Annotated in this window: 18 protein-coding genes, 1 tRNA gene and 1 pseudogene; 7 read left to right on the top strand and 13 right to left on the bottom strand. The window is 58.0% G+C overall.

Annotated features, from left to right (window positions below; all coding sequences use genetic code 11):
* The first annotated feature begins 233 nt into the window (after positions 1 to 233).
* Together C1N62_RS00440 and C1N62_RS00435 are read left to right on the top strand one after the other, a co-directional pair.
* On the top strand, positions 234 to 998 hold the full coding sequence (locus C1N62_RS00440) for an SDR family NAD(P)-dependent oxidoreductase (protein ID WP_137761788.1): 765 nt from the start codon (positions 234 to 236) through the stop codon (positions 996 to 998).
* Positions 999 to 1,039: 41 nt separating this feature from the next.
* Entirely contained in the window at positions 1,040 to 2,578 is a 1,539-nt protein-coding gene (locus tag C1N62_RS00435) for an FAD-dependent oxidoreductase (protein WP_137761787.1), read from the top strand.
* A 287-nt stretch (positions 2,579 to 2,865) separates the two neighbouring features.
* Here the strand turns inward: C1N62_RS00435 and C1N62_RS00430 are convergent, their stop codons facing one another.
* From C1N62_RS00430 to C1N62_RS00395, 8 genes and pseudogenes are all read right to left on the bottom strand, one after another.
* Positions 2,866 to 3,459, bottom strand: coding sequence for a hypothetical protein (locus C1N62_RS00430; RefSeq protein WP_137761786.1), 594 nt, complete (start codon positions 3,457 to 3,459; stop codon positions 2,866 to 2,868).
* Positions 3,446 to 3,862: a hypothetical protein gene (locus tag C1N62_RS00425; RefSeq protein WP_206057759.1), complete on the bottom strand. Its 417-nt coding sequence runs from the start codon at positions 3,860 to 3,862 to the stop codon at positions 3,446 to 3,448. Before C1N62_RS00425 ends, C1N62_RS00430 begins: the two co-directional genes overlap by 14 nt.
* A 75-nt stretch (positions 3,863 to 3,937) precedes the next feature.
* Positions 3,938 to 4,504 carry a hypothetical protein gene (locus tag C1N62_RS00420; protein WP_137761785.1) on the bottom strand — a complete coding sequence of 189 codons (567 nt, stop codon included), beginning with the start codon at positions 4,502 to 4,504 and terminating at the stop codon, positions 3,938 to 3,940.
* 131 nt (positions 4,505 to 4,635) lie between these two features.
* A complete protein-coding gene (locus tag C1N62_RS00415; RefSeq protein ID WP_137761784.1) occupies positions 4,636 to 5,226 on the bottom strand; it encodes a hypothetical protein in 591 nt (196 codons plus the stop codon).
* Between the two features lie 132 nt (positions 5,227 to 5,358).
* Complete coding sequence (locus C1N62_RS00410) at positions 5,359 to 5,949, bottom strand: hypothetical protein (RefSeq protein WP_137761783.1); 591 nt, start codon at positions 5,947 to 5,949, stop codon at positions 5,359 to 5,361.
* The gene (locus C1N62_RS00405) at positions 5,936 to 8,290 is read right to left on the bottom strand and encodes a hypothetical protein (protein WP_137761782.1); all 2,355 of its coding nucleotides are present in this window, start codon (positions 8,288 to 8,290) and stop codon (positions 5,936 to 5,938) included. The genes C1N62_RS00410 and C1N62_RS00405 overlap by 14 nt, the downstream gene beginning before the upstream one ends.
* Positions 8,291 to 8,356: 66 nt before the next feature.
* Positions 8,357 to 10,695: pseudogene (locus C1N62_RS00400) on the bottom strand (type VI secretion system Vgr family protein).
* Between the two features lie 351 nt (positions 10,696 to 11,046).
* Positions 11,047 to 11,484 carry a primase-like DNA-binding domain-containing protein gene (locus C1N62_RS00395; RefSeq protein WP_137764856.1) on the bottom strand — a complete coding sequence of 146 codons (438 nt, stop codon included), beginning with the start codon at positions 11,482 to 11,484 and terminating at the stop codon, positions 11,047 to 11,049.
* Between C1N62_RS00395 and C1N62_RS00390 the strand changes: the two genes are divergently transcribed.
* Complete coding sequence (locus tag C1N62_RS00390; RefSeq protein WP_137761781.1) at positions 11,443 to 11,781, top strand: oxidoreductase C-terminal domain-containing protein; 339 nt, start codon at positions 11,443 to 11,445, stop codon at positions 11,779 to 11,781. The genes C1N62_RS00395 and C1N62_RS00390 overlap by 42 nt on opposite strands.
* 371 nt (positions 11,782 to 12,152) lie before the next feature.
* A complete protein-coding gene (locus tag C1N62_RS00385; protein WP_137761780.1) occupies positions 12,153 to 12,305 on the top strand; it encodes a Hok/Gef family protein in 153 nt (50 codons plus the stop codon).
* Positions 12,306 to 12,467: 162 nt separating this feature from the next.
* On the opposite strand, the gene C1N62_RS00380 is transcribed toward C1N62_RS00385, so the two are convergent.
* From C1N62_RS00380 to C1N62_RS00365, 4 genes are all read right to left on the bottom strand, one after another.
* Positions 12,468 to 12,544, bottom strand: a tRNA-Pro gene (locus C1N62_RS00380).
* A 100-nt stretch (positions 12,545 to 12,644) separates the two neighbouring features.
* Positions 12,645 to 14,318, bottom strand: a complete 1,674-nt coding sequence (eptB, locus tag C1N62_RS00375) for a kdo(2)-lipid A phosphoethanolamine 7''-transferase (protein WP_137761779.1) — start codon at positions 14,316 to 14,318, stop codon at positions 12,645 to 12,647.
* 231 nt (positions 14,319 to 14,549) lie between these two features.
* Positions 14,550 to 14,975, bottom strand: a complete 426-nt coding sequence (locus C1N62_RS00370) for an organic hydroperoxide resistance protein (RefSeq protein WP_137761778.1) — start codon at positions 14,973 to 14,975, stop codon at positions 14,550 to 14,552.
* A 137-nt stretch (positions 14,976 to 15,112) separates the two neighbouring features.
* Positions 15,113 to 15,577: a MarR family winged helix-turn-helix transcriptional regulator gene (locus tag C1N62_RS00365; protein ID WP_137761777.1), complete on the bottom strand. Its 465-nt coding sequence runs from the start codon at positions 15,575 to 15,577 to the stop codon at positions 15,113 to 15,115.
* Positions 15,578 to 15,814: 237 nt separating this feature from the next.
* Here C1N62_RS00365 and C1N62_RS00360 point away from each other — a divergent pair, with 237 nt between their 5' ends.
* A complete protein-coding gene (locus tag C1N62_RS00360; RefSeq protein ID WP_137761776.1) occupies positions 15,815 to 16,411 on the top strand; it encodes an HD domain-containing protein in 597 nt (198 codons plus the stop codon).
* Here the strand turns inward: C1N62_RS00360 and C1N62_RS00355 are convergent.
* Positions 16,387 to 17,856, bottom strand: coding sequence for a carboxylesterase (locus C1N62_RS00355; RefSeq protein ID WP_137761775.1), 1,470 nt, complete (start codon positions 17,854 to 17,856; stop codon positions 16,387 to 16,389). The genes C1N62_RS00360 and C1N62_RS00355 overlap by 25 nt on opposite strands.
* Before the next feature lie 230 nt (positions 17,857 to 18,086).
* Between C1N62_RS00355 and atzF the strand changes: the two genes are divergently transcribed.
* Positions 18,087 to 19,910 carry an allophanate hydrolase gene (gene atzF, locus C1N62_RS00350; protein ID WP_137761774.1) on the top strand — a complete coding sequence of 608 codons (1,824 nt, stop codon included), beginning with the start codon at positions 18,087 to 18,089 and terminating at the stop codon, positions 19,908 to 19,910.
* Positions 19,911 to 19,920: 10 nt separating this feature from the next.
* On the top strand, positions 19,921 to 23,553 hold the full coding sequence (uca, locus tag C1N62_RS00345; RefSeq protein WP_137761773.1) for an urea carboxylase: 3,633 nt from the start codon (positions 19,921 to 19,923) through the stop codon (positions 23,551 to 23,553).
* Positions 23,554 to 23,569 lie beyond the last annotated feature (16 nt).

Here is a 23,569-nt window from a genome sequence, read left to right as displayed (position 1 = left end):
CTGCTGTCGATGCTGGCAGTCAGCGGCCGGTGACGTCGCTTCCCCAGGTGGCCGTGGGATTGCCAACATTTTCCTCTCATTCACACTTTTTAAAAATTTATTTCTGCTGCAAAACAGCCGCTTACCGCCCATTTTCCCTGCCTAAGCCGGATCGCGCCGATGACTTTGCTAGGCTTATAAACATCAGGTGTTTTTTCCGGGCTTTGCGCCCATCCACAGAGAAAGGAGGCAATATGCAACGATTCAGCAAGAAAGTCGTCGTCGTCACGGGGGCAGGTTCCGGCATCGGTGAGGCCACCGCCCAGCGTTTCGCTTCCGAAGGGGCGGCCGTGGTGCTGGTCGGCCGCACGGAGGAGAAGTTGCAGGCCACCCTTAAGAGCCTTGAGGGCGGCGATCACTTGGTGCGCGCGACCGACATGGCCGAAGCGGACGAGGTGGAGCAGCTGGTGGACGAGGTGCTGAAAAAATATGGACGGGTGGATGTCGTGGTCAACAATGCTGGCGTGGCCGCACAGGGCCGGGTGCATGAGGGCGATTACGCGGATTGGGAGAAGGCGATCAAGGTTGACCTGTATGGCGTCTTCCACAGCTGCCGCTACTTTATGCCCGCGCTGATCAAGAGCCAGGGCAATATCGTCAACGTCTCCTCTGTGTCGGGGCTGGGCGGTGACTGGGGCATGAGCTTCTATAACGCAGCCAAGGGCGGCGTCACCAATTTCACCCGCTCGCTGGCGATGGATCAGGGTGCGGACAAGGTGCGCGTCAACGCCGTCTGTCCCGGCCTGATCATCACGCCGATGGCCTCTGACATCAAAGAGAATGAGCCGCTGCTGGCGGAGTTCCGCAAACGTACCCCGCTCGGCCGTCCCGGCCAGCCCGACGAGGTGGCGGCGGTGATCGCCTTCCTGGCGAGTGACGATGCCCGTTACGTCACAGGCGTCAACTTGCCGGTTGATGGCGGCATCACGGCCTCCAACGGCCAGCCCAAACAGGCGTAACCCCGGACAGCCACTCCCACCCGCAACCTAAGGAGCATGTCATGGCATACCAACAGGCCCTGGCGCTGTCGGCACTGACCGACAGCCAACCCAAATCCATCACGCTGGATGACACCAAGATCATGCTGGTGAAGCGTGGCGATCGCGTCAACGCCTTCCAGGCCACCTGCCCCCATGCTGGCGCGCCGCTGGCGGAGGGGGCCATCTGCGACGGCCAGCTGGTCTGCCCGTGGCATAAGGCGGTCTACTCGCTGGATGATGGGCAGTTGATGGAGCCACCGGCGCTGGAGGGGCTGACACGCTATGCGGTGAAGGTGGAGAACGGCATGGTCTGGGTCGATCCGCAGGCGTCGCAACCGCCGGTGACGCCGGAAGACGTCGGCGACCGCGGCACGCTGGTGATCATTGGCTCTGGCGCGGCGGGAAGCGCGGCGCTGGCCGCCCTGCATGAGCGCGACTACGCTGGCAAAATTGTGGTCATCGACCGCGAAAAGCAGGCCGGCTATGACCGCACTGCCCTGAGCAAATTCGTGCCGATGGGACAGATGAAGGTGGATGAGGTGCCCGCGCTGCTGGACGACGAGGTCACCGAGGACACCCATGTTGAGCGGCTGGTGGCACAGGTGGCGCACATCGACAGCCAGAACCAGGTGGTGGTGCTGGAGAACCAGCGTCGCATCCCGTTCGATAAGCTGCTGATTGCCAGCGGCGGCAAGCCACAGGTGCCGGATCTGCCCGGCGTGCAGCTCAGCGGCATCCACGTGCTGCGCAATCTCCAGCATGAGAAGACGCTGCTGCACGCGGTGGATACGTTGAAGGAGCTGGTGATTGTCGGTAGCAACTTTATCGGCATGGAGATGGCCGCCGCGCTGCGCAAACGCGGCATAGCGGTCACGGTCATCGCCCCGCACCCGCTGCCGTTCGAAACCCAATTCGGCCCGCGCATCGCCCACTATTTCCGCCAGCTGCATGAGGCGCAGGGCGTGAACTTCATCGACGGCAAGGCGGCGGCCTTCGAGGGCGGCGAGCGCGTCGAGGCAGTGGTGCTGGAGGATGGCAGGCGCGTCCCGACCCATCTGGTGCTGCTGGCCACCGGCATTGAGCCGGTTACTTCCTTCATCCACGACCTGCCGTTGGCCGAAGATGGCAGTTTGCAGGTCAATGAGCAGATGGCGGCGGCCGACAACATCTATGCCGTCGGCGACATCGCCACCTTCCCCTATGAGGGGCGGCCAATCCGCATCGAGCACTGGCGCGTGGCCCAGCAGCAGGGGCGCGTGGCGGCGGTCAATATGCTGGGCGGCAACGAGCCTTTCGACCGCATCCCCTTCTTCTGGACGCAGCACTACGGCACCCGCTACGACTATCTGGGCCACCCGGAGAAGTGGGATCAGATCGATCTGATCGGATCGCTGGAGGAGAAAAACTTCATCGCGCTCTACGGCCTGAAAGAGCAGTTGGTCGCCGTGGTCGCCACCGGCCGCGAACGCACCAGCGGCCAACTGATGCTGGAGATGCAGCAGCACCACCTCAGTATGGAACAAGCGCGCCGCGTGGTGCATAACACCGCGCACGCCTGATATTTCCACCGGCCGCCTACGGGCGGCTTTTTATTTCCCTTCCCTAATTCTTCCTTATTTAATTCTGCCTTCAATCACTTATTTCCCATTCGTGTTACGTGTTCCCGTAATACCCATTCCACAGCAATGAAATAATAAATAAATTAATGAATCGGCAATAAAAAAATGTCATGGAAATAACGCCTGCCGGAGTGGCAAGTCTATGAAAAGAGGGAGTTTTGGTAGCAAAAAGGAACGATAACATTCCTTTTTGCTACTATTATTTCTTTTTGAAATGAAGGTTATTCTCAATGACCATAAATAACGTTTGGTTCGGATAAGTTACAGCCATTGCTCACTTCATTGAGTGTATCAAAACCTGAACCGTTAAAGCGATACGTAATCAATCGACATTTAGGAACTGCAAAGTCCCCATTATCATGCTGAAGCGGTGCGTTAGCAGCGCGTCCTTGGATGGTTAATTCTTTACTATCTCCTTCAGCGGTATATTTAAATTTTAACCCTGTAGATGTACCATCATCAACAGCTTCAACATAACTGTCCCCCCCTTCAGGAGAGCGGGGGAGTGTAGCGACAACTTTGCCTGTTAACTTGTCAATAACCCATCCGCAGACCCAGTAATCGTGCAAACATTCACTACCGTGCCCTCCAGAGGTTACAAATAGACGATAATGCCCAGCAAAGTTTACGGGTTTATTCAATTGTGACTTTATTTGTTTTTTCCACCAGCTTGAATAATTTTCTTGCTCTGGATTTAGAGATACTGACTGCGCGAATGGCCCTTTGCTAATTTGCACTGGGTTTTCAGCACTTCTAGCATCGGTTAGAAAGGGACATAGCGAGAAGAGTAGGCTAAAAGTTATATATTTATTTTTTCCCATTTTTTGAAACCTCAAGTATTGAAACCATTTCATCTGGCATAATGTGAGAGCTATTTAAACCATCACCAGAGTAATAAGACACACCTTCAATGTGAGCAGTGCGTCCTTTACTAATTACCTTACCTTTTCGTACTCCAGCGGAAGCGAACTCCATCGCCCAGGCGTAAATCGCATCCTCTACGCTGCCATTACCTTCGAGATAATTAATAATAGGTTTACGTTTAATTTTAATAAGATATTCTTCAAAGATCTTATCCTGCATGGCTTCGTCATACAGCGCATTAACATCCAGATTCAGGCCTCTGACTGCCTCTTTTAATGGGGCAGTTGTTACCTGATAGCGCCCAGTTGCAAACATATCAAATCGCGCCTGTGCATCCATCACCTGCTGAAGCATCATCATTCTAGGATTCTATTTTCATAAGTATTGCCTCATCCATAATGGCTATATTATTAAATTTTTGTCGCTTGAGGATATTTAGCCGCCGTGATCTACATCACACTCATCACCAATTTCAAGAGTAATGAAATTATTTTTTTTGAAATCGTAAGCAATGTAATTGCATTTATTATCACCTTTACCCGATGTCGGGATATTAGAACCATTCATCCATAACATAGAGCTATGTGGATAAAAATTAGGTGCAAATTCCTCTGGCACCGGAGTACCATTATCATGGTATGAGAAATAAGCATGATTTCCATTGAATTCAGGTAGCTCAGAAACAATTTTTCCTGAGATTTTATCAATAACCCACCCACAGACCCAGCGTTCGTCTCCGCATTCTTTCGGCAGTTCAGCGTTCCAGCTCAGATACAGGCGATAATGTCCTGCAAAGTTTACCGATTTTACCAGTTCACGTTGCATGACCTTTTTCCATTTAGCTGTATAGCCCTCTTGTATATCGGTAAGTTCAATGCTCTTCGCAAATGGTCCTTTACTGATAGGTACAGGGTAATCAGGAAATTGTGGGAATGCGTAGGCTGAGGACATTTCTATCATAGATAGAATTAAAACGGTCAAAGACTTTATATTAAACATCATTCTTTGAATCCTTTGTTTTCTGAATTAAACCATTTAGCTGATAAATAAATAGGTATCTTTGTTTATTGGTATGGCAATATTACGTGCGTTTGGTCATAATTGATAAAGCCTCATTCTTGAGGCTTTGTATTTTATTGGCGTGGAGCATCTTGGTCATCGCCATAATCGACTTTGCATTTTCCTGCATCCAGCACAGTTATAAATTTCAAGCCATCAAACATATATGCAATATTCTCGCATTTATTATCTATTTTACCAGATGAAGGCACATTAGAACCTTCAATCCATATCATACTGCTTTTAGGATAAAATTCCGGCATAAAATCCTCAGGGACAGGCGTTCCGTTATCATTATATGAAAAATAAGCATGATTACCGTTAAACTCGGGCAATTCAGAAATAATTTTCCCTGAGGTTTTATCAATCACCCAGCCACAGACCCAGCGCTCATCACCGCACTCTTTTGGGAGTTCAGCATTCCAGCTCAGGTACAGTCGGTAATGTCCGGAAAAATTAACAGGTTTGGCAAGTTCCCGTTGCATGGTTTGCTTCCATTTTTCGGTATATTTCTGCTGATTTGCTGATAGCGCAATTTTTTTTGCAAATGGTCCCTTACTTACAGCAACAGGATAATCAGAAAACTGTGGGTTACCTTTGTCCGCTAAAACTGAACAAGCGGAAGACAGTAACACAAAGCTCAACAGAATATTATTGCACTTCATTTTTTGAATCCTTCAATTTATGAGTTGAACCATTTTGCACAATAAATAATTAGGTGGCTTTGGTTATTGGCATGGCGATATTTAGTATGTTTGGTTATAATAAATTAAACCTCATTCTTGAGGGCCTATTTTCTATTGTCGCAGGGCGTTCGGATCATCATCGTAATCGACTTCGCATGGAGAGCCTTTATCTAATGCAGTAAATTTATTATCCTCAAAGGTGTACATCATATATTTGCACTTCAAGTTTCTAAAATCAGACTGAGGAGCGGTATTTCCATTCATCCACAATACAATGCTTTTAGGAGAGAATCCGGGTTCAAACTCTTCAGGAGAAGGTGTGCCATTATCATGATAAGGGCGATAATGAGTATTTCCATTAAACTCTGGCAATTCAGAAACAATCTCCCCTGACGTTTTATCAATCACCCAGCCACAGACCCAGCGATCGTCGCCACACTCCTTGGGAAGCTCACCGTTCCAGCTCAGGTAAAGGCGGTAATGTCCGGCAAAGTTAACTGGTTTGGTAAGTTCCCGTTGCATGGTTTGCTTCCATTTTTCGGTATATTTCTGCTGATCAGCAGATAGCGAATTTTTTTTTGCAAATGGCCCCTTACTTACAGCAACGGGATAATCAGAAAACTGTGGGTTATCTTTGTCCGCTAAAACTGAACAAGCGAAAGACAGTAACGCGAAGCTTAACAGAATATTATTGCACTTCATCTTTTGATTCCTTTAATTTCTGAATCAGATCATCGGGCATAATGAAAACCTTATTTAGCTTGTCACCATTGTAATAACCGATGCCATCAATAGTGGCGTAACGCTTTTTATGTACAAGATTATGATGTTTATCACGAACAAATGACCCATCTGGATTTTTCTCATACTCATGCGGATCGGGGCTGATTTGTTTTCCCTGCTTTACACCCACGGAGGCGAATTCCAGCGCACAGGAATAAGCAGCATCGTCCACGCTGCCGTTACCCTCCAGATAGGCAATAATCGCCGGGCGCTTTATTGTAATTATGTACTCTTCAAAAATCCGGTCTTGCATGGCTTCGTCATACAGCGCATTAACATCCAGATTCAGGCCTCTGACTGCCTCTTTTAATGGGGCAGTTGTTACCTGATAGCGCCCGGTTGCAAACATCTGATGTGCTTCCTGTGCATCCATCACCTGCTGAAGCGTCATTGAAGTCAGATTAGTCTTGCTATGTACCTCTATGTGGGTCGGATGCGGGTGCGGATATGTTCGGTTATAAATGGTGTAATCATTCCGGGATTCGGCATTACAGATAAGGTCTGCAAACGGACTGTGCGCCCATCCACTGGCTTTTGGCGCACTGATAGCATCAAGGAACATGATCGGGTGCATATGCCATAACTCCGTCGGAAGATTAACCTTCGATTTATCAAGGTCGGGCATCCATACCTCATTTTTCAGCACTGTGTCCCAGTATTCCGCTTCACCTGGCTCATTTTTACGGTAATCGCTCAGATGTTCTTCTTCCCACATGGCATGGCTGGCGTAAGCCCATGCGCTGGTATGCCTGATGATGAGTCGGTTCAGGGAATGGCGCAGCATCGGCACATACAGCCAGCTCAGAATATGGTATTCGTCGTATTCCCTGTCAGCATCAATATCCCGCAGGAAGCGTTCATATTCATATTTCATCGCGCCGTATTTTGTGCGCTGCTCCTGTTTAGAGGCAAAATACAGCACCTCCATCAGCTTGCGGATAAACCCCTTACGCGAGCGGTTTTCTCCCAGATATTTAAATCCGGTTGTGGGGATATCCACCAGCTCAAAGCCTTGCCCGGCCAGGTCATAGCGCGAAAGTTTCTTCGTGTCTTCATCCCGTATCCAGTCCATTTTCTGGCCTGAGCACCAGTAAAGCTGGCCTGTATGACCGTCTTTTGCGCTCCGGGCTTCATCTCCCAGCCGCTGAACTGCATCCAGCGTACTCAGTGCTTTGCGGGGTTCAAATTTCATAGGCCAGCCGCTGTAATCGTAAGCGGGCACACCTGGAATAAATTTAAGCCACGCGGGTTTATCATTGCCCACCTGTTCCGGGTTTGTCAGAAAGTGCGCCAGATTATCATCGGCGGTAAAGCACTCGATATGCACCTGGTATTGTCCTTCGTGCTTCATCGAGAAACGACTGGCTGACAGGTGGCCCAGATAGCCAAGGTGACCGATAGCGTCACCGGCTTTAACCGGAATGGGGTCAGGGCATATCACCTTATCCAGTTCCAGCGTGTGCTGGTGGGGAGGCAGAAGCGTTTCCCACCATACGGGGCGCTTTGCACCGCCAAATTCAGGTTTGAGGTTGGCAGCATCCCTGACGGATACCCAGACTTTATCCCCGGCCTGTAAATCCATATCCGGTGTGTGCACGTTCTGACGCAGGGTGACGTGCCCCATTACAGTGCCGCCGTCTTCGCTTTTCTGTGCCGGGTCGGTATTGTCCCAGGTGATTCTGGTGCCGCGAGGGAGAGTGCCCGTCTGCCAGGCTCTGGATTTATCCACAAAAGACTTTAACCCCGAAGGCCAGCTAACCGTCCAGTTATGCTCACTGTCGTGTGTGTAGGCGCTCCACGGCGCAAGGTTCATGTACAGCGTGTAAAACGTCAGGCCGCTTTGCGTCGTTTCACCCGGCTGCACATAGTGCCGGATAAGCACAAAAGAGCAGGCGTGCGGAACAGGGTTCCCCCACCAGCGGGCTTCTTTCAGATCGCTGCACACCCGGTAGGCAACCACTTCACCGTCCGCCATACTGCGCAGGGGCTGCTGCCCGGTGAACGGTGTCGGATGGCTTTCCTTTTCTTCCGCTGACGGACTGCTCAGCGCACACCACGGGGCGGACGCATGGGTGATATGGATAGCACCGTGCCACAGACCATTACGGCCTACGGGCCAGAATCCCCCGGCTTCGCTGTTGCCCAGATGGTCAAGAAACTCTTCGCAATGGGCAAACTCGCCCCCCTTTTCGTCTTTTGCGACCGGAAAGCGAAAATGTAACGGGACAGGGGCTGTTTTTTCCCCGGTTTTATCGGTCATGTGTTATTCCTTAACTTTTTGTATTCGGGTGCTTATCTTGTATCCGGGTATTCATCAGGGGAAAACTCAGTCGGAGGACTGGCGCTTTTGGGCATGTTTCTGTCGGCCGGGCTCGCTGACCGGGGATTCGGGAGCCGCAACAGGCATTTTCGCCCTGGCCTGTCGGCTGTAATGATTTGCGCGGGTCCGGTAATCGCCCTGGGTGCCGGATTCAATGGCGTGCGCATCAAGCGTGATGTAGCTGCCGCCACCGTTGAGAGTGATTTTCTTCGCACTGAGTTTAATTTCATCTTCCGTGCTGACAATGCTGAGGCTTTTACGTGCAAGAAGCGCCATCTGGTCATGCTGGGCCTCAATACGCACCGGGCCGCTGTTGGCGATAAGTTTCATTCCGGCTTTGCGGGCAAAAGCGCTGAGGCTGTTACCCACCCCCATAAAGAAATTTTTCTTCACGCTGAAATCGGCATTCTTTCCGGCATCGGCTATCAGGTTTTCTTTTGCTGATAATTGCAGGTGCCCGCCGCTGGTCAGAGCCACCCCGTCCGGGGCATGCATCGCTATCACGGCGGCATTAAGTTCGCTAACGCGCTCATTCATCAGGCTGAGGCGGGCCGCCATATCTGCCGGGTTTGCCGTGGCGCGGGCAGCGTCAGCCGAAAGTGTTGCCACCTCGTCTGTCATCTGGCGCAGCGCTTCCAGCATCGCCACCATATCAGTCTGTTTTCCCTGTGCCTCTGACTGTCCGTCTGCCGTGACAAACAGCCCTTTTGCGGCACGGATGGCCCCGTAACTGTCGGTGCGCAGTTCAAACCCTTCGCCACGCAGATGATTCTGGCTCTGACTGTCGCCGTTATCGTCCACGACATGCCCGAGATTAAGCTGACTTTTGCCGCCGTATTCAGTGGTGATGCGGATGTGCTCTTTGTTGCGGGTATCATCCAGGCGGATTTCATTCCCTGAGGGTGTGCGCAAAATATTGCGGTGGTCGTTGCGGATAGTTACAGGGTCAGCATGGGCAGAATCATGCAACACCCCGTTAATATACGGGCAGTCGGGGTCGCCATTCTCAAAGGCGATATGGACTTCCGTACCTGCAAGCAGCGGCAGATGTAACCCGTAAGTATCCCCGGCATAAGGGCGGGACTGGCGCACCCAGAGACTTTCCTCGCCCTGCGTCCATGTGTCACGGTCGGCGTTAAACTGCACTTTATAACGTCCGTGCTTATCAATATGGGCGTAGAGGTCATTATCCTGTGTGCTAGTGATGCGGGCAGGGAGCACGCCCGCCATCACGGGCTTATCCACCAGCCCCGGACGAAACGTATATTCAGCACCTGCCGGAATACCCTCTAGCGTCAGCAGCAGGCTGGTATCCCGCGCAGCCCGGCTGGTCAGTCCGGTAATCAGCATCCCTTTGCTGAAGGCTTCCGGTGCGTCTCCGGTAACGGTCAACACCTGTCCGGGCACGGGTAACACGCTGGTGGTGGTGGCTTCCATCCGGGCCTGCTGGCTCAGGGCGCGTTCATGATGCAGACGGGCGTAAAATACGCCGCTCTCAGTTTCGGGGACTGGATGGTAAGCATCACCCGTGCTGGCGTAGTTGTCAGCATAATGGTATGCCTCGCCGTAAGTGGTGCTGTCGTTGCGGGTCACGTCGGCCTGTGCGTCCATGTCTGCCAGCGCATCGCGATAATTGTAATTGCGGGTTACTACGGACTGTGTGACCACCTTCGCGAGGGTGGTCATACCCAGACAGATTCTGCGCCACTGTCGTGCATTCCTGACACGGGTACAGCCGGAAGCGTCAACCCACGCTGATAACTCTGCCTGCTGTCACAAAACTCCACCACGTCGATATTGAGACGGGTATCCGTGGTAAAGCGAAACCATATCCCGACCTCAGCCAGAATACGGCGGATAAACGTTAAATCATCTTCCGCATACTGCATCACCTGCTCACGGCGGGGGTATTCCTGCGAGAGCGAAAAGAGAAAATCCTGCCCGCGCATCCCGTGGCGCTCACGCAGAATATTTTCCACAATCTGCGGAACGCTCATATCCTGCCAGATACGGGTCTGGTGGCTACGGGAAAGTAACGCCAGCCGGGGCTGTAACCTCACGCTGTATTGTGCTTCATCTGCTGAGACTGACAGCAGGGAAAAGCCGGTAATCACGCCGTGCAGGGTGCGCAGCATTTCACGGGTTTTCGGGTCACAAAGGGTAAAATCCGCCTGCTGCATCAACATAGCGTGCGGAGAAATGGCCTTATCCGTGCTGGTAAAGCGAATGGCATAATCAGAGGGCTGGCTAAGGGATTCATGGCCTTCAAAACTCAGCACGTCCAGCGGGGCAGAATTTTCGGCAATAGTCAGTTGGTGGTGATTGTGACCGTATGAAAAATTCATTCTGTCTTCCTTTAAGAAAGCACTAACCGTCAATACTTTAGCCCTGCCGAAAGAATACTCAATGGCTTTAATGTAATGAAAATTAACAGCAATTACATGCACTTATGCATTCCATGTGATTCATACCCTCCATGAATACATCTAATGGAATTTTTTAATTTCGCGGGTGTAAAAATTCGACGAAGCGGGCGCCGTCCCGTCGGGCAGGAGGTGCAGGGATCTGGCGAGTGGTAGAGGTAAATAGACGTAAGGTAGAGGTAATTATCGTTACGTCTACCAGACTGTAAGCCTTTCCCTGTCTGACTTTGACGTGAATCTGGTAGAGGTGTAGACGTAAGCAGGGCGTAAAAATCAGGCAGGGGGGTCATTGCCCGGCACCTCATTGCCCCATGCGCGGGGCAGGAATTCATCGGCCTGTTCGTTCAGATTCACGTTGGTCTGTGTCCTGCCGTTGATTTTGCGGGTCAGGTACACCGCCCGGTACTCCTTCGCCGCCTGTTTCACCGTGCGCGAAAACTTTTCCACTGACAGCGGTTTGCCGAGGTTGTGATACTCCATAAAGGCCAGATAGCAGTGATAGAGGTAGGTTTTCGGCTCCGGCTGACCTGCCCATGTGCCACCGCCCATCATCCCTTTCGGCTCGCTCATGAAGTACAGCGCCGCACAGAGGTCAATCACCGGGTCGATGCCCCGCTTGATAGTAAGTGCCTCCAGTGAATCCCGCTGCTCGCATAAAAGCCGTCTGGCGTGGTCTGGGTCGCCGAACGTCACCAGCAGGCGGCGAATCATCACCGGGAGTTCCTGGGCGGCAACGCGCCTTTCGACCGCATCCCCTTCTTCTGGACGCAGCACTACGGCACCCGCTACGACTATCTGGGCCACCCGGAGAAGTGGGATCAGATCGATCTGATTGGATCGCTGGAGGAGAAAAACTTCATCGCGCTCTACGGCCTGAAAGAGCAGTTGGTCGCCGTGGTCGCCACCGGCCGCGAACGCACCACCGGCCAACTGATGCTGGAGATGCAGCAGCATCATCTCAGCATGGAGCAAGCGCGCCGTGTGGTGCATAACACCGCGCACGCCTGATATTTCCACCGGCCGCCTACGGGCGGCTTTTTATTTCCCTTCCCTACTTCTTCCTTATTTAATCCCGCCTTCAATTACTTATTTCCCATTCGTGTTACGTGTTCCCGTAATACCCATTCCACAGCAATGAAATAATAAATAAATTAATGAATCGGCAATAAAAAAATGTCATGGAAATAACGCCTGCCGGAGTGGCAAGTCGATGAAAAGAGGGAGTATAGTGCGCGGCGGGTGCTCAAGGCTGTCTGGCTTGGGTATCAGTCAGGCGGTGGAGTTGCCCCACATGATATGCAATCCATGTGAGGCTACCAATCACCCCTAGACAAGGTGATTGTAGCCTCATCCCTATCTGCTTTCAAGGAGAGGCAAATATGTCACAACGATTTCTGATTGGGTTAACCGTTATTTGTGTCACGGTTTTACTCTTTACTTTTTTGGTGCGCCGTTCGCTCTGCGAATTGCACATTGAATATGACGGAATAAGTGTGGCAGCGATACTGGCCTACGAAGCCGTTCGTGAATAAGCAATCAAGGCGGGGCCTGCCCCGCCTGTTGTCTGGGGAGCCTCTATGCACCCGTTTTTTTCCAGATAGATCCGCAGTGCACGGATTACAGGCAACAAAAAACCCGCTAACCAGAGGTTGCGGGTTTTTTATTTCACGGGTCGGGAACCGTGAATCAGAATTTGGTCGGTGAGAGAGGATTCGAACCTCCGACCCCTTCGTCCCGAACGAAGTGCGCTACCAGGCTGCGCCACTCACCGAGAGTGCGGGGCGCATCTTACTTCCGCTACGCCCATGTCGTCAATCCCTTTTTTCTCACCCATCCATCAACTGTTTATTAATTCGCCACGACAATAAATGTCACCGGCCCGGCAGGTGGCACCAGTTGTTTTTCTGGTTGATGCCGCCATCCGGCGAGGTAAAGCCAATGCAGCCCAGGATGGTATCAAACAGCTCGGTGTGGTGGTGGGTCACGCCGATGCGCTGCTGCGCCTGCAACTGCTCGAAGGCGCTGCGGTGCTCTGGCTGCGACAGGAAGCTGTCTGATGCCCAGACCATCAGCGGCACGCGGAACTGCTCGGCCGGGGCCATCTCGCGCGGGGTGCCGTGGAAGTGGGCGTTCTCCTCAATCGATTCGCCGTGGTCGGCGGCGTAGAACACCAGCGCCTTCTTGTCGCGCACCTGATCAATCACGTTGTCGATAAAGCTGTCGGTGTAGAGCACGCTGTTATCGAAGGCGTTGAGCAACTGCTGCTTGCTGCACGACTGGTCAATGCCCATGCACTCCGGCGTGTAGCGGGCGTACTCACGCGGGTAGCGCTGGGAGTAGAGGTAGTGCGAGCCTTTGGTGTGCAGCACGATCAGGTGCTTGCCGTGCGGGTAGCGCTTCAGCGACTCGCTCATCTCGTTGACCAGCAACATGTCATCCACCGGCTTGCCGTCATTGCGCTTCTCCGAGGCGATCAGCTCACGGAAGGAGAAGTTATCCGGGTTGGTATTGTTGTAGAACCACACCTCGCTCTGCATGGCGAACAGCTCCGAGGTGAAGCCAAGGGACTTCATCACCGCGAAGACATTCTGCTCCTTCAGCGTGCGCTGCGGGTTATCCTCCACCCCGCCCTCACGCACGAACATGCAGCGCAGCGAGAGTTTGGTGGCGGTGTCGCAGGAGACGCCCTTGAAGGCGACCAGATTCTTCTCTTTTGACAGGCGCGGCGTGGTGTCGCGGCTGTAGCCCAGCAGGCCCATGTGATCCCAGCGGGTGGTCTCGCCAATGATAAACACCACGTAGGTGTCATCCAGCCCGGCCGGTGGCACGTAGGTGAACTGCTTGGCCGGGTCGGCGAGGTCGTCGGCGTCCTGGCTCTCATCATACTGGGTGTAGGCGAACAGGCCGAGGGCCGCCAGCCAGTTGGAAGGCAGGTAGGAGTGCGCCACCACCCCGCCGTAGCTCGGCAGGTCGATGTTGGTCACCTTCTCATTGGCTGACTGCTCCATGTCGAGCAGGCGCAGCGGCAGCCACACCAGCAGCCCGACGCCCAGCAGCAGCGCCAGCGGTTTCAGGCGCTGGCCGGGCGTTTTGATCTGCTCAATCAGGGTGTGGCTCAGGTTGTTTTTCCAGATCAGCAGCAGCGGCAGGGCGCTGACCGCCGCCATCCACAGCAGGAAGTGGTAACCAATCACCTCTTTCGACAGATCGACGTCCGTGGTCATCACCGACACGATAATGCCGTAGCCAATCACCACGTTGAAGAAGGTCATGTAGTAGCTGGCGGCCACCGAGACCAGCACCAGCAGCGATGCCATCACGCGATAGAACAGCTTGCCACCCAGCGACACCATGCGCATGACAAAGAAGGTGAACAAGACGATGGCCAGCACCTCGGTGACCGCAGAGATCATTTTTATGGCGTGGACGCCGCGGGTCATATCATCGAAACGACGGTAAAAAACGGAAAAATTCAGGAAAATGCCGATATAGATCGCTAACAACAGAGAAAGCGTTTGTTGCGATAGAGAATTAACTCTATTCATGTAGTAAATAAGCCCCGGATGGTATTTAGATTCTAAAATAATCGGACATTATTGATCACAACCGGTTCACTTAGCTGCAAAATAAGTACGTTTTTTGATAGCTGTTCAGGAATATTCTGAGGAAATTGCGGTAAAAAGCGGGGAAAAGGCATTAAAACAGGGAGTTGATAAAAAAAGAGGGGGGCGCCCCTCCTTTTTAATTATCACGCTTACTATCAGGCCAGCAATGGCTTATTTAATGTTAAGGGTGACGTCGATGTTGCCGCGGGTGGCATTGGAGTAAGGGCAGACAATGTGCGCCTTTTTCACCAGATCTTCGGCGATGCTGCGCTCTACGCCCGGCAGGCTGATGTCGAGCTGCACTTCAATTGCAAACCCGGTCGGCACCGGGCCGATGCCCACGGTGCCCTCAATCTGCGCCTCGTTCGGGATCTTCACCTTCTCTTGTGACGCCACATATTTCAGTGCGCCGAGGAAGCAGGCAGAGTAACCGGCGGCAAACAGCTGCTCTGGATTAGTGGCCTCCCCGCCCATGCCGCCCATCTCTTTCGGCACGCCCAGTTTGATGTCCAGCACGCCGTCAGAGGAGGTGGCACGGCCATCGCGGCCGCCGGTGGCTTTTGCATGGGCGCGGTAGATCACTTTCTCGATAGACATAATATTTTCCTTTTTTGGCTGGGATGCGGCCGTGGCCGCCCTCGATATAACAAACGATTTAATCGCACACTATTTAATTAGTGGCAGACATCCAATGCTTTCGCGTTGGGCGACCCGGTAGCGGGCCGCCCAAAGGTTCAGGTGCGTTTCAACAGCTTGCCGCGCAGCAGCTCAAGCTGTTGCTTAATGGCGTTCAACTCTTCGACATCGCACTCGGCCGCACAGGCCACCGCCTCGGGCACCGCCTGCGCCTGTTGGCGCAATGCCCGGCCAGCGTCGGTCAGGCTAATCAGCACCTGTCGCTCATCGCTGGCTGCCCGGCGGCGCGACAGCAGGCCTGCCGCCTCCAGCCGCTTCAGCAGCGGGGTCAGGGTGGCGGAGTCCAAAAACAGCCGCTCGCCAATTTCTGAGACCGTAACCCCCTCGCGCTCCCATAGCACCAGCATCACCAGATATTGCGGGTAGGTCAGGCCGAGCTGCGCCAGCAGCTTGCGGTAGACCTTGTTCAACGCCAGATTGGCGGAGTAGAGCGCAAAGCACATCTGCTGGTCGAGGTGCAGCAGCGGCAGGTCGGGCAGCGAATCGTCAGGATGTCTGTTCATGGTTCCAATATATATAGTGTGCGATATAATAGCAAGCATAGGCAGTGGCGATGCCCGCGTGGCGCTGGGCCTGCTCTGAAAAGCAGGGCGTCGGGCGGCATGAAATGGGAAACCACGCTATGTTAAAAGGTGAAACAAAGCGTATGGGCCGCCTTCCTCTGCGTAAACCGTAGCTTGGCGCGCAAATTTCTTGCCTGTTGCCACACAGGCCGCGCCTCAGGGACAAGGGAGAAATCTATGACGACTTTAGTTGAACGGGCGCGCCGCTTTGCTGGCAAAGCGCACGCCGCCATTAACCAGCGCCGAAAGTATACGGACGATCCCTACATTGTGCACCCGCGCGCGGTGGCAAAGATCGTTCGCAGCGTCCCTCACACCGAGGCGATGCTGGCCGCCGCCTGGCTGCATGACACGGTGGAGGACACCCCGACCACCCTGCATGAGATCCAGGAGAAGTTTGGCGCGGAAGTGGCCGAACTGGTGGAGATGCTGACCAATACCAGCCAGCCGGAAGAGGACAGCCGCATCGTGCGCAAGAACCGCGATCGCCGCCACACCGCGCAGGCCAGCCCTCAGGCCAAAACCATCAAACTGGCCGATCTGATCGATAATCTGCATGAAATTTTGGAGTGCGACGCGGATTTCGCCAAGACCTACCTGATTGAGAAGCGCCTGCAACTGGAGGTGCTGAAAGAGGGTGACAGCACGCTCTGGCAGCGCGCCAAGCGTACCATCGACGAGGCGCTCGACAGCCTGCACCAGCCGCCCTACAACGTGCCGGCGCAGTGGTTCCACGACACCGAGCGCGCCTACCTCAACGCCGACCGCCCCTGAATCCCCTGATCGATGCGCGCCAGCAGCCAGGGGTAGAAGGGATTGGAGGCGATGCGCATCAGCGTGTCCATGCTTTCCACCAGCGCCCCGCGCTCGCCGCGCGAGGCCAGTGTCCCGAGGCTGAGGCCAAACTGGTGCGGATCGGTGGGCGTGCGGCCATAGAGCGAGTCATCTGGCGGGAACGGCAGCGCCACATGTGACAGCGAGTAGATCTCCGGCGGATAGGCGATCCCCAGCGCCTGCCGCTGGTGCGCAAGGCCGTTGGCTGGCAGGGTATCGGCCACCACTGAATTGCCACTGCCCGCTGGCCCGTTGCCGACCACCGTGGTGGCGTAGCGGCGCGGCGGGGGCGGCAGCAACCGCTCCAGTGCGGTGTCGGCATTCGGCTTGAGCAGCGGCCCAAACTCCGCCCGGCGGTTGATGTCAAACAGCACCAGCTCACTGCCGTTGGCTGGCAGGCGGTTGTAGAGCGCCTCCACCACCGCGCGCGTGCTGACGGTGGAGTCGAGCACCGACTGGAAGGTCAGCAGCGGCGGTAACTGCGCCAGCCCACCACCCTTCTCCTCCTGCACAATCTGCTGTTGCAGCGCCTGCGTCAGCTCCCACGACTGGCGCGCGCCATTCACCGGGAACGAGTTATATTTGAAGGGGTTGAACTCCGGCAGGATGCTGAGCCAGGCGGCTTTGGCAAAGCGTGGGAACAGCGCTGGCAGACCAGCCAGGCCAGCAAAACGGGCAAAGCTAGTGACGCCAATCATCGGCGAGATCAGCACCACCCGCTGTGGCCGCACCAGCGACGGGTCGTGCAGCGCATCCAGCGTATATTTCAGCGCCAGCGCGCCGCCGTTGGAGAAGCCGACCAATTGCAGCGGCACCGCTGGCCCCGCCCTCTCCCGCGCCTCGCGCACCGCCAGCCGGGTGGCGGCCATCCACTGCTCCCAGCTCACCTGGGTCAGCGCGCCCGGCACCGTGCCGTGGCCCGGCAGGCGGATGCCCACCACCAGCCAACCGCGCTGCTGGTAGTGCGCCGCCAGGTGGCGCAGGCTGTAGGGCGAGTCCGTCAGCCCATGCAGCATCACCACGGCCCCCTGCGGCGGGCCAGCGGGCCGCAGCTCATAGGAGTGGTTCCAGTCATGGCGGAAGTGGCCGGGATAGATCACGCTGCCCTGAAAGTAGCGGTTGAAGGGCTGGCGCTCGTCGGCGTCGAGCTTCTCCGTCACCTCGTGGGTGACCTCATCAAACGCCTGCCGCTCCACGCGCAGGTACTCCGCCCAGTCAGCGTGATCCAACTCCTCGGTGGTCAGTTCGGTCGGCACCTCGGTGTGCCACGGCTCCAGCGGCGGCCCGCTCTGGGTATCATAGACCCGCACGCTAAACAGGGTGACTGCCGCCACCGCCAGCAGCACGGTCAACTGTTTCAGCCGTCTCTTGATCCGTAAACGCATAACGCCCCTTTCCGCAATACAGGTAATGGCGATCAGGATAGCCGTTCTGGCGGCACTGCGTCAGGCACGTCCATGCCCCACCGCCGCGCAAAAAGCGTCCGCCGCTGGTGCAACCCCGCGCACCCGCCCTTTCCCATCCCGTTATAAAGCCATCTTTATTAATGATTTATCGAGTTGGCATACCCTTTGCTTTCTCCCTTCCATCTTGTGTACATGATGGAATCCCGCCCATGCAACCGACCCCCTGTACCGGATTTACCCTGCACCAATGGCAGCAACAGCACTATGCCCACCCACGGGCACTCCATGACACCCTCGCGCAGGTGCTGGCCGCGCTGGAGGCGGAGGACAACGCCTGGATCTACCGTGCCACGCCAGCGCAACTGCGTGCCCAGACCGACGCCCTGCTGGCGCGGCTGGCGGCGGCGAGCGGCGATCTGGCCGCCTTCCCGCTGTTTGGCGTCCCGTTTGCGGTGAAAGACAACATTGACGTCGGCGGCTGGCCCACCAGCGCCGCCTGCCCGGCCTTCACCTATCAGGCAGCGGCCGATGCCACCGTAGTAGCGAACCTGCGTGCCGCCGGGGCCATTGTCATCGGCAAAACCAACCTCGACCAGTTCGCCACCGGGCTGGTCGGCACCCGCTCGCCGTTTGGCGCGGTGCGTAACAGCTTCAACCCGGAGTACGTCAGCGGCGGCTCCAGCTCCGGCTCCGCCTCGGCGGTGGCGCGCGGGCTGGTGGCCTTTGCCCTCGGCACCGACACCGCTGGCTCCGGCCGTGTGCCAGCGGGCTTCAATAACATCGTTGGGCTGAAGCCAACCAAGGGCTGGCTCTCCACCCACGGCGTGGTGCCAGCCTGCCGGTTGAATGACTGCGTGTCCGTTTTCGCCCTGACGGTCACGGACGCGCTGGCGGTGGCGGAGGCGGCGGGCGGCTACGATGCCGCCGACGCCTACTCGCGCCGCAATCCCTTCACCGCCCCGGCCGCATTGCCGGACGCGCCGCGCCTCGCGGTGCCGGACAGCCTGGAGTTCTTCGGTGACGCGCAGGCCGAGCGGGCCTTTGCCGAGGCGCTGCATGAATTGGAGGCGCGCGGCGCGACCCTGACACGCATCGACTTCACCCCGTTCCGTGAACTGGCGGAGCAACTCTACCAAGGGCCGTGGGTCGCCGAGCGCACGGTGGCGGTTGGCGCGCTGCTGGAGGAGCAGCCGGAGGCGATTGACCCGGTGGTGCGCGGCATCGTGGCCGGTGGCAAACACTACAGCGCCTGTGACGCCTGGCGCGCCGAGTATTTGCGCGCCGAGCTGGCAAGAAAGATCAACCTGGCGCTGGCGGAGGTGGACGCGCTGGTGGTGCCCACCTCGCCAACCATCCGCACGCTGGATGAGATGGCGCAGGAGCCGGTGCGCTTCAACGCCCAGTTCGGCACCTACACCAACTTCACCAATCTGGCGGATCTGGCGGCGCTGGCGCTGCCAGCCGGGATGCGCGGCGACGGCCTGCCCGCTGGCATCACGCTGATCGCCCCGGCCTGGCACGATCTGGCGCTGGCGCAGTTTGGCGCCCGCTGGCAGTCCCGCCGTGACCTGCCGCTCGGCGCCACTGGCCAGCCGCTGCCGGAGAGCTACCTCACCCCGCCGCTGCCGCCAAAAACCGGCTATGTGCGCGTGGCGGTGGTCGGCGCGCACTTGAGCGGGATGCCGCTCAACCACCAGCTAACCGAGCGCCAGGCGGTGCGGGTGGAGCAGGCCACCACCGCGCCGCACTACCGCCTCTACGCCCTCGACACCCAGCCGCCGAAACCGGGGCTGGTGCGCGCCGCAGGCGGCGAGGCGATTGCCGTCGAGCTGTGGGAGATGCCGCTGGCGCGCTTCGGCGAGTTCGTCGAGGAGATCGCCGCCCCGCTTGGCATCGGCACGCTGGAGCTGGCCGATGGCCGCCGCGTCAAAGGGTTCCTGTGCGAATCCTGGGCGCTGGAGGGCGCACGGGAGATCACCTCATTTGGCGGCTGGCGCAGCTACATCCGCAGCCTGTCACCCACTTCTGCCTAAGGAGCGCGCCATGTTCACCACCGTCCTGATTGCCAACCGCGGCGAGATCGCCTGCCGTGCCATCCGCACCCTGAAACGGCTGGGCATCGCCAGCGTGGCGGTCTACGCCGAGCCAGACCGCAACGCGCCGCACGTCAGTGAGGCGGACATCGCCATCGCGCTAGGTGGCGAGAAGCCCAGCGAGAGCTACCTCGACAGCGACAAGATCCTGGCCGCCGCACGCGCGAGCGGCGCGCAGGCGATCTACCCCGGTTACGGTTTCCTGTCAGAGAGCGCAGCCTTCGCCGAAGCCTGTGAGGCGGCCGGGATCGCCTTTATCGGCCCCAGCGCCGGGCAGATCCGCGAGTTTGGCCTGAAACACCGGGCGCGCGAGCTGGCCGCCGCCGCCGGAGTACCGATGACACCCGGCACCGGCCTGCTGGCGGATCTGGCCACGGCGCTGGCTGCGGCAGAGCAGATCGGCTACCCGGTGATGCTGAAGAGCACGGCGGGCGGCGGCGGCATCGGCCTGACGCGCTGCGACGATGCGGCGGCCTTGCAGGCGGCGTGGGAGGGGGTGAAGCGGCTGGGCGAGCAATTTTTCTGTGACGCCGGGGTATTCCTCGAGCGTTTCATCGATCGCGCCCGCCACATTGAGGTGCAGATCTTTGGCGACGGTCATGGCCGGGTGGTGGCGCTCGGCGAGCGCGACTGCTCGCTCCAGCGCCGCAACCAGAAGGTGGTGGAGGAGACGCCCGCGCCGCACCTGCCAGCGGCCACCCGCACCGCGCTGCTACAGGCGGCGGTGGCACTCGGCGAGTCGGTGAACTACCGCAGCGCTGGCACGGTGGAGTTCATCTACGACCCGGCGCAGGGGGCGTTTTACTTTCTGGAGGTGAACACCCGGTTGCAGGTGGAGCACCCGGTGACCGAGCTGGTGACCGGCCTCGACCTGATTGAGTGCATGGTGCAGGTGGCGGCGGGCGGCACGCCCGACTGGCTACGGCTGGCGCAGGCTCCGCGCGGCGCGGCCATTGAGGTGCGGCTCTACGCCGAGGATCCGCTGCGCAATTTCCAGCCCAGCCCCGGCGTGCTGACCGACGTCCACTTCCCCGAGGGGGTGCGGGTGGATGGCTGGGTCTCGACTGGCAGCGAGGTTTCCGCCTTCTACGACCCGATGATCGCCAAGCTGATTGTCTATGGCGAGGATCGCCCACAGGCGCTGGCGCGGCTGGCGGAGGCGCTCAACGCCACCCGCCTGCACGGCATCGCCACCAACCTCGACTATTTGCGGCAGGTGATCGCCACCGACGCCTTCCGCCACGGCGAGGTGTGGACGCGGATGCTCGACCACTTCACCTACCGCCCGCAGGCGATAGAGGTGTTGCAGCCCGGCACCTACAGCAGCGTGCAGGACTACCCCGGCCGCCTCGGCTACTGGGACATTGGCGTGCCGCCCTCCGGCCCTATGGATGATTTCGCCTTCCGGCTGGCCAACCGCATTGTTGGCAACCCGCCGGAGGCCGCCGGGCTGGAGTTCACCCTCCAGGGGCCGACGCTGCGCTTCCACGCCGACGCGCTGATCGCCCTGACCGGCGCGGATGCGCCAGCCGATCTGGATGGTGAGCCGGTCGGCTACTGGCAGCCGCTGGCGGTACGCGCCGGACAGGTGCTGACCCTCGGCCGTGCCCGCCACGGTTGCCGCACCTATCTGGCGGTGCGCAACGGGCTGGATGTGCCGGTCTATCTGGGCAGCCGCGCCACCTTTGCCCTTGGCGAGTTCGGCGGCCACGCCGGGCGCACTTTGCGGGTGGCCGACTTGCTGCCCCTCTCCCAGCCGCATCTGCCAGCCTGCACCACCCCCGCGCCCAGCGAGCCGCCGCAGCGCCCTGACCCGGCGCTGATCCCGCACTACGGCGCGGAGTGGCACATCGGCGTGCTCTACGGGCCGCACGGCGCACCGGACTTCTTCACCCCGGCCTCGATAGAAGCATTTTTCGCCGCCGAGTGGCAGGTGCACTACAACTCCAACCGGCTGGGCGTGCGCCTCACCGGGCCGAAACCCGACTGGGCGCGGCAGGATGGCGGCGAGGCCGGGCTGCACCCCTCCAATATCCACGACTGCGAATACGCCATCGGCGCGATCAACTTCACCGGCGACTTCCCGGTGATCCTGACGCGTGACGGGCCAAGCCTCGGCGGCTTTGTCTGCCCGGTGACCATTGCCAAGGCCGAACTGTGGAAAGTTGGGCAGGTGAAGCCGGGTGATCGCATCCGCTTCCACCCAATCAGCATTGAGCAGGCGCTGGCGCTGGAGCACGCGCAGACCGGCAGCGTGGAGAGCCTGATGCCGGTGGGCGCGCTTGCCCTGCCCGCGCCCACGCTGGAGCCGCACGCCACCGCCTCGGCGGCCATTTTGGCCTCCCTGCCGGCGGGGGCCGATCGCCCGGCGGTGGTCTACCGGCAGGCGGGCGACGGCTACATTTTGGTGGAGTATGGCGACAACGTGCTCGATCTGGCACTGCGCCTGCGCATCTGGCTATTGATGCAGGCGATCCGTGCCTCGGCGGCACGGGGCATCGCCGAACTCTCGCCGGGGGTGCGCTCGCTGCAAATCCGCTATGAGGGGCGCGAGATCGGCCAGGGCGCGCTGCTGCAACTGCTGCTGGCGCTGGAGCACCAGCTTGGCGACGTCAGCGACCTGAAGGTGCCGACGCGCATCGTTCACCTGCCGATGGCCTTTGAGGACAGCGCCACCCTCGGCGCGGTGGCGCGCTACCGTGAGACGGTACGCGAGGCCGCGCCGTGGCTGCCGAACAACGTCGATTTTATTCAGCGCATCAACGGGCTGGACTCACGCGAGGCGGTGCGCGACATCCTTTTCAACGCCAGCTACCTGATCCTTGGGCTGGGCGACGTCTACCTCGGCGCGCCCTGTGCGGTGCCGCTCGATCCGCGCCACCGCCTGCTCAGCTCCAAATACAACCCGGCGCGCACCTTTACCGCCGAGGGCACCGTCGGCATCGGCGGCATGTACATGTGCATCTACGGCATGGACTCGCCCGGCGGCTACCAGCTGGTTGGGCGCACCCTGCCGATCTGGAACAAGTTCCTCAAAAACCCGCAGTTCAACGCCGACCAGCCGTGGCTGCTGCGCTTCTTCGATCAGGTGCGCTTCTACCCGGTCAGCGAGCCGGAACTGGCGCAACTGCGCGAGGCGTTCCGCGAGGGGCGCGCCAGCGTGGAGATTGAGGAGGGGGTGTTTGATTTCGCCGAGTACCAGCGCTTTTTGGCGACGAACGCCGACGATATCGCCGCGTTCCGCGATCGCCAGCAACAGGCGTTTACCCGTGAGGTGAGCCACTGGCAGGCGCAGGAGAGCCTGGACGCCGCCGCGGCCGCTGACCGGCCGCAGCCGGAGGAGCAGGCCGAGGGCGAGGGCCAGCAGGTGAGCGCCGACCTGAACGGCAACGTCTGGAAGGTGCTGGTGTCGCCGGGCGACGTGGTGGCCGAGGGCCAGCCGCTGGTGGTGGTGGAGGCGATGAAGATGGAGCTGTCGGTCTACGCCCCCTGCGCTGGCACCGTGACGCGCATCGGCTGCCGACCGGGGCGGCCGGTCGGCCCCGGCGACGCCCTGCTGTGGCTGGACACTGCCGCCTCATAACGCATCGGGCCAAGGC

The organism is Nissabacter sp. SGAir0207, assembly GCF_005491205.1.
GTDB lineage: Bacteria > Pseudomonadota > Gammaproteobacteria > Enterobacterales > Enterobacteriaceae > Chimaeribacter.
Note: the sequence above shows the minus strand (reverse complement) of the source record. Positions and strands in the feature narration are given on the sequence as shown.